Source organism: Kamptonema animale CS-326 (assembly GCF_028330895.1).
Lineage (GTDB): Bacteria > Cyanobacteriota > Cyanobacteriia > Cyanobacteriales > Microcoleaceae > Kamptonema > Kamptonema formosum.
Window position 1 is genome coordinate 1 of record NZ_JAQMUA010000396.1, and the last position, 10,303, is coordinate 10,303.

The following is a 10,303-nucleotide window of genomic DNA, read 5'->3' on the forward strand; positions in this document are numbered from 1 at the left end:
ATCTCCCCATCTCCCCATCTTCCTTCGCTTTAAGCTTGCTTTTTCAACCAGCTAAACATTGCTCGCAAATCTTTGCCTACTTCTTCAATAGGATGCTCAGCTTCCTGACGACGCATCGAAGTAAATCCAGGCTTTCCAGCTTGATTTTCTAGTACAAATTCACGGGCAAATTGACCTGATTGAATTTCACTCAGAATTTTACGCATTTCAGCGCGGGTTTGGTCAGTAACAATACGAGGGCCGCGAGTTAAATCGCCGTATTCTGCTGTATTGGAAATACTGTCACGCATTTTAGCGAGGCCGCCTTCTACTACTAAATCAACGATTAGTTTAACTTCGTGGAGGCATTCAAAGTATGCTAATTCTGGCTGATATCCCGCTGCAACTAAGGTTTCAAATCCAGCTTTAATTAATGCGCTTAAGCCGCCGCAAAGTACAACTTGTTCGCCGAAGAGGTCAGTTTCGGTTTCTTCGCGGAAACTAGTTTCCAGGATGCCGGCGCGAGTGCCACCGATACCTTTAGCGTAGGCCATTGCGCGATCGCGTGCTTGACCGGAAGCGTCTTGGTAAACCGCAAATAAACTGGGAACGCCTTCACCCTGTTCGTAAGTCCGCCGCACCAAATGTCCGGGGCCTTTAGGCGCAACCATCACCACATCTACATCAGCAGGGGGGACAACTTGGCCAAAGTGAATATTAAAGCCATGAGCGAAAGCTAGCACTTTTCCGGCTGTCAAATGCGGCTCAATTTCCTGCTTGTAAACAGTTTTTTGGACTTCATCGGGAAGCAGAATCATAATGAAGTCAGCGGCTGCGGCAGCTTTATCAACTGGATGAACTGTCAAACCGGCTTCCGTTGCTTTGGTTGCAGATTTACTGCCGGGATATAGGCCGACAATGACGTTCATGCCGCTATCCTTAAGGTTGAGGGCGTGAGCGTGGCCTTGAGAACCATAGCCGACGATCGCTATGGTTTTATTGGCTAAGAGGTCTAAGTTAGCGTCGGCATCGTAGTACATACGGGCCATAGTGGTTGTCTCCTGCTGCGCGAGCGTTGTGATAACTGCAAAACTTTCACTGTAGCAATTTTATCCTCAAATTAATAGTCCGCAGGCACATTTATTCTGTCGCGATTGCACACAGCTCTTTAAATAATTCCCGGATACAACGAGCAATAACTCGCTGACGGGCCAGTTTAACAGGAGTCCCCCCCTTCTTCCGTCGTCGCAAGTTTTCCGATGGTGACATCCGTTCCTCTCCATACTGAAACACCAGCGGTGGATTATTTTTTGTAGTTTCAATCCGGGTAAACAACCACTGCCACAGAGCTTTGCGGCATAACGCACTGCCTGACTGCTTACCCTTCTTTTTTTGCCCAGAATCCTCTCTCACCACTCCCATACCAACAGCTCGCATGAACCGCCGCTCGGATAGTTTCAACTTTGACTCTTTCCCGGTCTGGCGGTTTTTCCTGATTTTGACTTCAGGTTTCCCATCTTTGAGAAAGTCAGAGATTGGGTAAATTGCTCCCAGTAAGTAACCCTGCAACTGGAACCCGAAACCGAATTTAGTAAAAATTTCCCGGTACTGCTCGAACCGCCGATCGTGAATTAACAACTGCAACTCTCGCCTGAGTTTGTAAATCTCGTCTTCGACATAGCAGTATTGCTGTGCGGCCCACTGAGTTTGAGGTTCAATACCAGAGCCGATGGTTTCGGCTGCGATGCGATCGTACCTCTTTGACTTTCTCAACCCGGCAAGCCATCCCCACAGCAGCGGTGGTAGATCGTCTTGCAGTTTAGCAGATTTGACTTGAGCAATCTCTGGGCACTGCCAAGCTAATTCCTGACGCATTCTGTTGACGATCGGGTGCTGGGTGCGGTTTAAGTGTTCAAGCCGCAAGCAAATCATTTTGATTTGACTAACGAGAGGGTCGCGGATGTTGAGATAGTCTTTGTCTGACTTGTCGAAATACCAGCAAGCGATCGCGAAAGCATCAATGTCATCAGTCTTGGCTCCGCTCTTACCCTCCTTTCCCATTAGCTCAGCCCGATAGTTAGGCAGTTTGCTGTTGGAAATCATCCGTACTTCGCAGCCCCAATCGCTCAACTTATTCATCCACAGCTTCGCGTAATTAATGCCTGTAGGTTCGCAAATAGCTACTACTTTCTCAGCACCAAAGCTGTCAATTTTCGCCTTTAGCCTATTCAAATTTTCAAGGTTCGAGTGAAACACTTCGATGTCGGAGTCAAAGTAGTCATCACGGGGGTTACTGGGTTTAGCCAGCAAAAAACACGCAGCAATCGACGACCGACTAACGTCGATGCCTACGATTAATTCTTTCATTTTGTTAGGGGAGTTGGTTGTTTTTTAAAAGGACAAAGAGTCTACGAATCTCCCAAAAGCCGAAGCTTACTTCACTGATTAAGACCCATTTATTTTGTCCAGTGTTGATACGGGCTGGCGCTTACGAAAGTTTGATAGCGATTAAGCTAATTTCACTCTTAAAGCGCCACTTTTAGGTTCCCGCGACTTTCCCATAAGCGTGAGAAAGTTTCGGCCGCAGGGTTACGCGGCCTCGTCAGGCGGGTTTAGATATGTGATTAAATTTGCTATTTTCAATTAGTTTTGTGCTATCATAAATGTAGATTCCATTTCTCTTAGCGGTGAAATGAGGGTAGGCGGTAAATCTAATGTTTTACCGCCTAACTTATTACTAGAAGTCAAAAGGTCTTTCCGTGTCATTTGGGATAGTGCCATCGAGCAAAGCTTTGACTTTTTCTCTTAATGTGATAACGGCTAAGTTTGGGTCATCATCATCATTCAACTCAGCGATTATTTCCAACCTTTCAGATTGGTAATTACCTAAGTTTTTTACTCTTTGTACGGAAATTGTTTTCACTTTCATTTTTTACCTCTGCTATGATGAATCCGGTTCAGAGCCGGGTCTAGGGTTAATGTAACTGGTATGGTAACTTGTGCCATTACTGTCAGAAATTTCCCAATCAACTTGTACTTGTTCTGTGATTAATGCTTTTAAGTCTGCTTCCCATTCTGCCTGTTTTTCAGGTGTGACAGGTGATATGGGTTCTTCTATTTCTGCGATGCAAAGGTCAGCTAATTCATCAATAACTTCTCGGACTGTGATGCCTTTAGCTTTAGCTATTTTTTCTAGTTTGGCGTAAGTATCAGCCGGGATTTTAACCTGTTGTGGTTTGGGTTTCTCTGGTTCTTCTGGACTGGTAATTTCTTTGACTAATGATGCTGTAATTGTTCTGCCTTGGGCTTTTTCAACTACTTGTTTCCATTTTTCAACGACTCCATCATGCTCTGTTTCTTCACAGAGGTCTGGCAAGAATTTGATTAATGGTGCGGCTTGAGCGACGCAGTTAGGTAAATCGCTTGAAGCGAAATCTCCATTAACTATTAATCGCATACAAACTTTCGCGGCACCGATGATTTGTTTGCATTGCCAGAATGATTTGCCGATGTGAGTGCTACAAAAATCTGCAAATTTTTCACAGCCGAGCTTTTGGTAAATCCAGGGATGCTTCATAATATGGTCTAATGCAAACCCGATTTTGATGTAGCTGAGTAAATCTGTTTTTATCCCATTTATTAAGTCTTGAGCTGTGTTTCTGGGACACAGGGTATTCAGAAAATCAAAGATGGGTTTGAGATGGGCGGATAGTGGATGGGGTTCTGCTTTAAAGTATTGGTCATAGGGGAAAAAGTCTGTGTTGCTAAAAACTGCGTCCATTTTAGTTGCTAATTGCTAATTGCTAATTGCTAATGGGGGAGGAAGCGATCGCCTTTACTTCGACGATCGCACGTTAACTGATTGGGAGATAATTCATCACGTCTATCCGAAACGTGGCGGTGGAGCTCGCGCCACATTTTCAGGGATGTTCAAGCTCAGTTGACCGGGACTGGGTTGGGCAAAGTACCAACTGTCGATAAATTCCTGTGCGATCGCAATTTGCCCGTCTGGGCCGTCAAGGTCTAACTCACACTTGCAGTGATACAGGCGATCGCTGCTTGGTGGTGTGGCGTAAATTTGGTCGCCTCCTTCATAAATTGTTAGTTTCCAACCTCGGTATGTAGCATTCACACCGTATGTTTCCTGTACCCAGTCCAAATCATCGTCATCGTCATAGGGTTCGCCACAACTGCATTCACGAAAATCTGGCAGGATGGGCCTTTCCCACCACTCAGGGAGTTGCTCCAGTTCGCTAAAGTCTCGCGGGATTGGGGGGAGTTCTAAGTCCGCTTGCGCGGCGATCGCTTCGGCCGGTGTAGTCATTGCATCCACTTCCTCAACTTCCAGCTTCTCAAATTCAACTTGCGCCGGGGGAAGTTTTTCGTGTCTCCATCCTTCGTGACCGCAGTCACGGCAGTAGAACCAATATTCGTTAGGGTCGTGGTAGTGGAAGCGTCGGATGTCTTGACTGCTACATTGGGAGCAATTTTCAGAATGTTCTGTCAGTTCTTCAGTTTGTGCCTGCGCCGGGGGAATTGGGGGAGTTGGAGGGGGAGTTGGGGATGCACTGAGTTCTAGTGCAATTAGATTGTGAGGTAGGAAGCTGCGAGTGCCGTTGTCGCCACTAACTCCCACTCGACCGCTGTTATGAAACTTGGATATTGTGCCGATCGCTTTCTCTGGATAGTGCTTGTGTGCCACCAAGTCGCCAATCGAAAACTGATTTTGAGCCATAAAAGTCCTTTGCACAGTTTCATACTGACTGCGCCTCTGTGAATTTACGTATGAGACACTACAGCTAAGGCACTTACAAGTCACGTCATACCCATGTCCGGCTCGTTGAGCTGCCTTTTGTGTGTCTACAGCTATAAGCATACGTATAAAAACTTTTGTTGTCAATACGTATGCGTATATTTTTTGTTATGATGGCTAGGAAGAAGCGAAATCAAGATTTAGGAAATATGCCTGCGTTGCAGCAACTAATGGATGAAGTTGGTTTAACTCAAACTGCTTTGGCAAAATTAATCCCTGATAAAACAGGGATGAAAACTCTTAGCCAAGCATCCATTAGTCGGTGGTTGTCTGGGGATGATGAACCAGAATTAACAATTGCTCAAGTTAAAGCTCTGTGCCGTGCTTTGGGCAAAAACCTTGACGAGTTACCTAATTACTTTGGCCCGCCTAAGCGAACTGGGAGTTCACCACCGGGGGAATAAAAATGTGCGATGCCTTCGGACGCGGTGGCGATCGCGTAGAATCGGAAAATTTTTTCCGGTTTATTTTCCGGTTTAACTGGGAATCGGAAAATTTTTTCCGGTTTACCGAGGCGATCGTACCAAATCCATACTACAAAATGCAGCTTCACCGAGGGCGATCGCCATTTTCTCGCTGTTTCCTGGCGTTGGACGCGGTGGAGCTAAAACCCTTACCAATCAAAGGTTTTTGAAAATCGCCGCTTTGTAGTATCACCGTAATTCAAACTACTAATTAATCATGAAACCAGACGAACGAGAAAAATTAATTGATGCGTGGGCTGCCGAATGTAAAGAGCTGCTAAATGCTCCATCATTGCCAGTTCAGCTTGACCCGATGGTGGCGATCGCCATCATCAGCCAAATTCAACTTGCATCCCGGCATCCTGAAAATAATGGGTGGATGAGGACGCAAGCTGTAGAAGCTGCAAGAGCTCTGCAAACTTTATTTAGTCCAACTTCAGTCACAGCCCGCGTGCTCCAACTAGGTTGGGATGTCGATGAGGACGTTCTTATCGATCGCAAGATTGACACCGGTGTTGAAACTTGCGAAGTGCCTTGTGAGGATTTTTTGGCTAATCGTGGCTGTCGCTGTACTGGGTTTTCAGTGGTGGATGTCATAAGCCCTGAAGAATTTCCACCAGAGCTGTTAGCTGAATTGACGGCTTACCACCACGAAGTTATGGAAATTGTTCGATCTGCTTTGATGGATGACGATTTTTAAAAACACTTAGCGATGGCGAAGCGCCGCGCCGAAGGCATCGCACAGGAGGAATTATGAGTGAGTCTGTTGAGTATCCATTTGTGCCATTGACTGATGCTATTAACCTCTGCCAGCAAGACCTTTGGCGGTTTAATGGCGGTATTCAGCCTAAATTTTGGTTTGGCGACAAAGTGAAATTCGATCGTCGTACTGCCGTTGTTTTGGGTATGCAGTGGGATGAAAGTATATCGGCTGCTTGGTGGTATTTTCTTTTGCTTGAAGGTGATGGTGATGTGGAGCTTCGTTGGAAGGCTCATGAGAACAGTTTGAGCTTTTGCGATTGCAGATGAAACCTAGTCAGCTTGAACTATTCGACCTCACTCAGTATGATGTGCGCTTGCGTAGCATCGAGGATGACTGCCCCATTCCTGATAATTCGCTAACAGAGCTTGAAACCCTTACTAAGTCTGTTAGCGAATTATTTCCCTCTGTTGGTGAGACTGCTTCCATTAATTCGCTAACAGAGCTTGAAACCCTTACTGAGCTTGTTAGCGAATTATTTCCCCCGGCTTCGGCCCATCGCATGGATGCTGTAAATCTTTATCAGCCTGCTGGAACTGCCAAGGGTCGCCACCAATACTTCAGATTTTCATGGCGCGATCGTAACGGCGTAAATCATCAGCACATCCCCGGCGGTAATTCGACTAACCCGATCGCAGCTTCCAGGGCGGCACAGGTGAAGGACGCGATCGCTGCTGGGAGTTCCACCGCTGAGGTTCTAAAGTTGATCCGCTCCTGGGGGCGATCGGTTAAGTCCAAAATTTAACTGTGTTCTTCCCCCCCCTAAAAAAAGATGTCTGCGTAGAACTCTGGGTGGTCTGACGGCGACTGCTTTTCTTAAAGTTATTGGAGTTAATTCCGTCAGACCATTCAGAGTGCGGAGCTTCCTAGCGAGAGATACCCGACCCGTCCGCAACTGCGAGGGTCACATATAAATGGAGCGTAGCGACCTCTTTATTAATTATTCATTCATAAATTCATTAAGATTTACTTCATAAAGTTTTGTTCCCTTTTCCCAGTATGTTCTAGCGATTTTATTAACTTCTAGTTTTTTCAATAAACGGTATGTAGCTTGTTTATCAAGTTTAAATTCTCGTGCTACTGTATTTGCTCTTTGAGGGGTTTTTAAAAAGTTTAAGATTTGGATTTGAGTTTTTATATTCATTTGCTGTCACCAAGATTGTGATTTTAGAATCTCATATTTATTCAAAAATTGCAACAAGTATCGAAAATCGAAATGCGTATCGAAAATAATTACGCATTTTCTCGGATTGTATTACTTAAAAATTAGTTCTATTATTGCCATAATTCTTGAGGACTTTACTATGTTAGTTGAAGCCATTTTAGCTTCTGTAGTTGTGTCTGCTGCTCAACCGACAGTAACACCTGCACCCGCACATCCAACTACATCAACAACCATAATTGCTGAAAGTTGGGAAGACAAAGTTTGGCGGCGGCGCAGACGTGCATCATGATTGATTATGACGATCCCTTGTTTGGTGCTTTTATTTACGCGCTCGTAATTCTTATTAATGGAGGTTTTATTGCTTTATTGCTTTTCTATGTAGAAGTTGTAGAACCATCAAAAGTAATTTTGCCTACAACCACATTGCCAACTTGTATTACTTCACCCTAAAAAATGGTTGATGATAATTCTCACGATTTGTTAAGTATCCTTAGCCGCGTATCTACACGCGACATTATGTTCTTTTTCTGCATCATGACTTTTTCTTTTAGCTGTGTTCCTCTTCTGTTGATATTGTGGACAACCGCTAATATTTGCCCGGTTACATTTTCCTTACCTTCACCCTAAAAAATGGCTGACAATCTTCAACTATTAGACAGACTACTTAAGCTTTCTGATGTTAGTCAGCCTGCTTACGCTGCTAAATTTCAAGCTACTCCTGTAACTGGGCATCCAGTTTTTTATGCTTGGGGGCGTTGGTCAGGTTTGGAAATTGACCAGGAGAAAGGGACAAAAAAGGCTTATCTTTTCCTTCCCTACCTTTCCATGCCGCAACTTCCTATCAAAAAGTCCACTGGTGCTTTTGCCCTTGAATCCCCTCTTGAACTCGTTCTCAGCGAGGTTGATAATCCTTACAATTGCAAAGTTAAGGTGACTCCTAGCTTGAATGTTAGCGGTTTAAAAGAGGGTTCTTATTATGGCTATTTACTAGCTCTCAAGCCTGCTGGTTACACTTCTAGGGGAACCGTCGCCGGCTACTGGGACGGCTATCTTAAAGCAGTTTCAGCCGAAACTGATTCTGTTGACTTGAAGACTTATTTATCTATGTTCAATAGCGTTCGTCATCAGTGGAGTCAACTTCTTTCTCAACAGCAGCACGATGATGATGTTTCTCAAGATAATGAGTCTGCATAGTTTATTAGGTGCAGCTCCTTCTGCACCTACTTTTGATGTTGATGAAGCTAACGAAATTGTTGATGCTTTTGTGATGTTGATTTGGGGTCATTTATTCCCACTAATTACTATGATTTTTATTTCATTGCTTATTCTCAAGATTATCAAAGCTGTTTCGTCGGTGTAGAGATGAATGAGCGTAGAATTTTGGATTTATGTCTTCGTCAACGTTTCCTTATATACATTGCCCTTTTTTGTGCTGTTGTTTTTGTATTGGGGCATTCTCAGCCTGTTTTAGCTGGTGGTAAAACTGCGGCTGAAGCTATTTCTCAGATGGATGAGATATTAGGAGATCCAGAGGAATTTGCTACTGAGATTCGATTAAATGTTCAAGATTTTATTGCCGATCACTTTGGCAGTTTAGCTATTGCTACAGGTTTTTCTATAGTAGTGCGAGGCGCTTTTAGATGATAGCCTTTACCCTTTCTTTACTATTATCTACTTCTGTTATTAGTGATAGTGCTCAGCGTACTGTTGATTATTTAGAGGGAACTGTTAAACCTGTAATTGAACACGCTATGGAGTGGGGAGCTAAGGCTGCGTTAGCTCTTACTGGCACTCATGCTTTCATCGTCGTAGTTAAAAGGTTCCTTGATTAGTAATTGGTAATTAATTATGAATTGTATTCGTCCTCCCCCTTTGTAATTTGTTGGTTTCGTTGGTTCCGTTGGCTTCTTTCTCCTTCCGTTTTCCCTTACTTACAGGATTTTTATGACTACTGCTGTTCTCGATCTCGATCGAAAATTTGATACTCAAAATCGCCATGTAAAGTCTTCTTTACTATTGGCGACTTCTTTACTTACTGCGGCTGGATTTACTGCTGTTTCTGCTAATCCTGCTCATGCCACTCCTGCTGGTACTGCTGCCGCCAAAGCGACAATTGCCACTGCTGTTACTGACACCATTGAGATGATTCAACAAATCGATGGTATTGCGTTGACTGCGTTTGCGGTAGCCCTTGTACCGATGGGCTTTATGCTTACTTTGCGCGTACTTAATATGGTGTTAAGCCGCGTTTAAATTAAGGGGAGGTCATTCATGCCGTTTACTGCTATTTATGGCCTTCCTGGTCGAGGTAAAAGTTTGTTCATGCTTCAATACGGTTTGAGGTTGGCTAACCAGTATGAAATGAGGTTGGTTACAAACTTTTACCTTGAGCCTGTTAGTTTGGCTTATTACTGTAAAGTTCACAATTTAACTTGGTTGTGGAATAATTTATCAAAAGGAGTTGTTTATTATGTTAGTGCCAGCAAAAACTTTACTCAATTTCTTCAAATCAAAAATGCAATCATTCTCTTGGATGAGATGGGATTATACGCTCCTGCGGCTCAACACTGGACTTTACCGCCTGAAGCATATAACGCCATTGCAAACAATCGGAAATGCAATCAGCACATTATCTTTGCCGCACAATATCCCCATCAGGTACATAATTCTGTTAACGAGATTTGCACAGATGTTATCTATTGTGAAGGTAAGGCTATTTGGGATAAGAAATTAAGGAATGACAAGCTCATTTTTAAAGATGCTCATGCTTTCGATCCTCCTCAATTTCAAATCTGGTTTCGCGATCCAAAGTTGAGGAAAAATCCCATTAAAGTTATGGTTTTAGCTAAGAAGCATTGGAAAGGAGTTCTTAGCTGTAGCGACCATCTCACCTTTAAATGTTACGATTCCTTTGCTTTAATTGAGCGTGAATCTCAGTCTCGGAGTTATGCTAAATCGACTTACGAGTACAAGCCTTATCTAGTTGAGGATTTTTTAGAGCATTCTTTAGTTGAACCACCTTCTAATATTACTTTAGCTGAAATAAGTAGGTGGACTTAATTAAACGTGAAAACTTCATTCGTTTTGCCTCTGTACATTAGATGAGGTAAGGGTGAGTCTAA

19 protein-coding genes are annotated in these 10,303 nt (G+C 43.7%); 13 read left to right on the forward strand and 6 right to left on the reverse strand.

All coding sequences use genetic code 11. The features are described 5' to 3' along the window. Positions 1-29: 29 nt before the first annotated feature. The 5 genes from ilvC to PN499_RS23320 form a co-directional block, all read right to left on the reverse strand. The gene (gene ilvC / locus PN499_RS23300) at positions 30-1,028 is read right to left on the reverse strand and encodes a ketol-acid reductoisomerase (protein ID WP_272035067.1); all 999 of its coding nucleotides are present in this window, start codon (positions 1,026-1,028) and stop codon (positions 30-32) included. A 91-nt stretch (positions 1,029-1,119) separates the two neighbouring features. Continuing rightward, positions 1,120-2,346, reverse strand: a complete 1,227-nt coding sequence (locus tag PN499_RS23305; protein ID WP_272035069.1) for an IS110 family transposase — start codon at positions 2,344-2,346, stop codon at positions 1,120-1,122. A gap of 370 nt (positions 2,347-2,716) precedes the next feature. Then, complete coding sequence (locus PN499_RS23310) at positions 2,717-2,908, reverse strand: hypothetical protein (RefSeq protein WP_272035071.1); 192 nt, start codon at positions 2,906-2,908, stop codon at positions 2,717-2,719. Positions 2,909-2,920: 12 nt separating this feature from the next. Further along, the gene (locus PN499_RS23315; RefSeq protein WP_272035073.1) at positions 2,921-3,760 is read right to left on the reverse strand and encodes a hypothetical protein; all 840 of its coding nucleotides are present in this window, start codon (positions 3,758-3,760) and stop codon (positions 2,921-2,923) included. A gap of 102 nt (positions 3,761-3,862) precedes the next feature. Continuing rightward, positions 3,863-4,714, reverse strand: a complete 852-nt coding sequence (locus PN499_RS23320; protein WP_272035076.1) for a hypothetical protein — start codon at positions 4,712-4,714, stop codon at positions 3,863-3,865. A gap of 170 nt (positions 4,715-4,884) precedes the next feature. On the opposite strand from PN499_RS23320, the gene PN499_RS23325 reads away from it, so the two are divergent. The 5 genes from PN499_RS23325 to PN499_RS23345 are packed head-to-tail and all read left to right on the forward strand — an operon-like array spanning position 4,885 to position 6,761. Next, positions 4,885-5,196: a helix-turn-helix domain-containing protein gene (locus PN499_RS23325; protein WP_272035078.1), complete on the forward strand. Its 312-nt coding sequence runs from the start codon at positions 4,885-4,887 to the stop codon at positions 5,194-5,196. A 2-nt stretch (positions 5,197-5,198) separates the two neighbouring features. Then, positions 5,199-5,426 carry a hypothetical protein gene (locus tag PN499_RS23330; protein WP_272035080.1) on the forward strand — a complete coding sequence of 76 codons (228 nt, stop codon included), beginning with the start codon at positions 5,199-5,201 and terminating at the stop codon, positions 5,424-5,426. A 47-nt stretch (positions 5,427-5,473) separates the two neighbouring features. Continuing rightward, on the forward strand, positions 5,474-5,956 hold the full coding sequence (locus tag PN499_RS23335) for a hypothetical protein (protein WP_272035082.1): 483 nt from the start codon (positions 5,474-5,476) through the stop codon (positions 5,954-5,956). 53 nt (positions 5,957-6,009) lie between these two features. Then, positions 6,010-6,285 carry a hypothetical protein gene (locus PN499_RS23340; RefSeq protein WP_272035084.1) on the forward strand — a complete coding sequence of 92 codons (276 nt, stop codon included), beginning with the start codon at positions 6,010-6,012 and terminating at the stop codon, positions 6,283-6,285. After that, the gene (locus PN499_RS23345; RefSeq protein ID WP_272035086.1) at positions 6,282-6,761 is read left to right on the forward strand and encodes a hypothetical protein; all 480 of its coding nucleotides are present in this window, start codon (positions 6,282-6,284) and stop codon (positions 6,759-6,761) included. The genes PN499_RS23340 and PN499_RS23345 overlap by 4 nt, the downstream gene beginning before the upstream one ends. A gap of 195 nt (positions 6,762-6,956) precedes the next feature. Here the strand turns inward: PN499_RS23345 and PN499_RS23350 are convergent, their stop codons facing one another. Then, complete coding sequence (locus PN499_RS23350; RefSeq protein WP_272035088.1) at positions 6,957-7,160, reverse strand: helix-turn-helix domain-containing protein; 204 nt, start codon at positions 7,158-7,160, stop codon at positions 6,957-6,959. A gap of 160 nt (positions 7,161-7,320) precedes the next feature. Here PN499_RS23350 and PN499_RS23355 point away from each other — a divergent pair, with 160 nt between their 5' ends. From PN499_RS23355 to PN499_RS23390, 8 genes are all read left to right on the forward strand, one after another. After that, positions 7,321-7,470 carry a hypothetical protein gene (locus tag PN499_RS23355; protein WP_272035089.1) on the forward strand — a complete coding sequence of 50 codons (150 nt, stop codon included), beginning with the start codon at positions 7,321-7,323 and terminating at the stop codon, positions 7,468-7,470. Continuing rightward, entirely contained in the window at positions 7,467-7,631 is a 165-nt protein-coding gene (locus PN499_RS23360) for a hypothetical protein (RefSeq protein WP_272035091.1), read from the forward strand. The genes PN499_RS23355 and PN499_RS23360 overlap by 4 nt, the downstream gene beginning before the upstream one ends. Positions 7,632-7,811: 180 nt before the next feature. Continuing rightward, positions 7,812-8,375 (forward strand): hypothetical protein, encoded by a 564-nt coding sequence (locus PN499_RS23365; protein WP_272035093.1) that lies wholly within the window; start codon positions 7,812-7,814, stop codon positions 8,373-8,375. Continuing rightward, positions 8,362-8,541, forward strand: coding sequence for a hypothetical protein (locus tag PN499_RS23370; protein ID WP_272035094.1), 180 nt, complete (start codon positions 8,362-8,364; stop codon positions 8,539-8,541). Before PN499_RS23365 ends, PN499_RS23370 begins: the two co-directional genes overlap by 14 nt. A gap of 2 nt (positions 8,542-8,543) precedes the next feature. Further along, entirely contained in the window at positions 8,544-8,825 is a 282-nt protein-coding gene (locus PN499_RS23375; RefSeq protein WP_272035096.1) for a hypothetical protein, read from the forward strand. Next, positions 8,822-9,013 carry a hypothetical protein gene (locus PN499_RS23380; RefSeq protein ID WP_272035098.1) on the forward strand — a complete coding sequence of 64 codons (192 nt, stop codon included), beginning with the start codon at positions 8,822-8,824 and terminating at the stop codon, positions 9,011-9,013. The genes PN499_RS23375 and PN499_RS23380 overlap by 4 nt, the downstream gene beginning before the upstream one ends. A 112-nt stretch (positions 9,014-9,125) precedes the next feature. Then, positions 9,126-9,434 carry a hypothetical protein gene (locus tag PN499_RS23385; protein ID WP_272035100.1) on the forward strand — a complete coding sequence of 103 codons (309 nt, stop codon included), beginning with the start codon at positions 9,126-9,128 and terminating at the stop codon, positions 9,432-9,434. Between the two features lie 18 nt (positions 9,435-9,452). Then, on the forward strand, positions 9,453-10,241 hold the full coding sequence (locus PN499_RS23390) for a zonular occludens toxin domain-containing protein (RefSeq protein ID WP_272035102.1): 789 nt from the start codon (positions 9,453-9,455) through the stop codon (positions 10,239-10,241). The last annotated feature ends 62 nt before the right edge of the window (positions 10,242-10,303 follow it).

What these genes read in the sequence shown, in the direction of transcription:
- ilvC (WP_272035067.1), bottom strand. Translation starts at nt 1,028, where the DNA reads ATGGCCCGTATGTACTACGATGCCGACGCTAACTTAGACCTCTTAGCC.
- PN499_RS23305 (WP_272035069.1), bottom strand. Translation starts at nt 2,346, where the DNA reads ATGAAAGAATTAATCGTAGGCATCGACGTTAGTCGGTCGTCGATTGCT.
- PN499_RS23310 (WP_272035071.1), bottom strand. Translation starts at nt 2,908, where the DNA reads ATGAAAGTGAAAACAATTTCCGTACAAAGAGTAAAAAACTTAGGTAAT.
- PN499_RS23315 (WP_272035073.1), bottom strand. Translation starts at nt 3,760, where the DNA reads ATGGACGCAGTTTTTAGCAACACAGACTTTTTCCCCTATGACCAATAC.
- PN499_RS23320 (WP_272035076.1), bottom strand. Translation starts at nt 4,714, where the DNA reads ATGGCTCAAAATCAGTTTTCGATTGGCGACTTGGTGGCACACAAGCAC.
- PN499_RS23325 (WP_272035078.1), top strand. Translation starts at nt 4,885, where the DNA reads ATGCGTATATTTTTTGTTATGATGGCTAGGAAGAAGCGAAATCAAGAT.
- PN499_RS23330 (WP_272035080.1), top strand. Translation starts at nt 5,199, where the DNA reads ATGTGCGATGCCTTCGGACGCGGTGGCGATCGCGTAGAATCGGAAAAT.
- PN499_RS23335 (WP_272035082.1), top strand. Translation starts at nt 5,474, where the DNA reads ATGAAACCAGACGAACGAGAAAAATTAATTGATGCGTGGGCTGCCGAA.
- PN499_RS23340 (WP_272035084.1), top strand. Translation starts at nt 6,010, where the DNA reads ATGAGTGAGTCTGTTGAGTATCCATTTGTGCCATTGACTGATGCTATT.
- PN499_RS23345 (WP_272035086.1), top strand. Translation starts at nt 6,282, where the DNA reads ATGAAACCTAGTCAGCTTGAACTATTCGACCTCACTCAGTATGATGTG.
- PN499_RS23350 (WP_272035088.1), bottom strand. Translation starts at nt 7,160, where the DNA reads ATGAATATAAAAACTCAAATCCAAATCTTAAACTTTTTAAAAACCCCT.
- PN499_RS23355 (WP_272035089.1), top strand. Translation starts at nt 7,321, where the DNA reads ATGTTAGTTGAAGCCATTTTAGCTTCTGTAGTTGTGTCTGCTGCTCAA.
- PN499_RS23360 (WP_272035091.1), top strand. Translation starts at nt 7,467, where the DNA reads ATGATTGATTATGACGATCCCTTGTTTGGTGCTTTTATTTACGCGCTC.
- PN499_RS23365 (WP_272035093.1), top strand. Translation starts at nt 7,812, where the DNA reads ATGGCTGACAATCTTCAACTATTAGACAGACTACTTAAGCTTTCTGAT.
- PN499_RS23370 (WP_272035094.1), top strand. Translation starts at nt 8,362, where the DNA reads ATGAGTCTGCATAGTTTATTAGGTGCAGCTCCTTCTGCACCTACTTTT.
- PN499_RS23375 (WP_272035096.1), top strand. Translation starts at nt 8,544, where the DNA reads ATGAATGAGCGTAGAATTTTGGATTTATGTCTTCGTCAACGTTTCCTT.
- PN499_RS23380 (WP_272035098.1), top strand. Translation starts at nt 8,822, where the DNA reads ATGATAGCCTTTACCCTTTCTTTACTATTATCTACTTCTGTTATTAGT.
- PN499_RS23385 (WP_272035100.1), top strand. Translation starts at nt 9,126, where the DNA reads ATGACTACTGCTGTTCTCGATCTCGATCGAAAATTTGATACTCAAAAT.
- PN499_RS23390 (WP_272035102.1), top strand. Translation starts at nt 9,453, where the DNA reads ATGCCGTTTACTGCTATTTATGGCCTTCCTGGTCGAGGTAAAAGTTTG.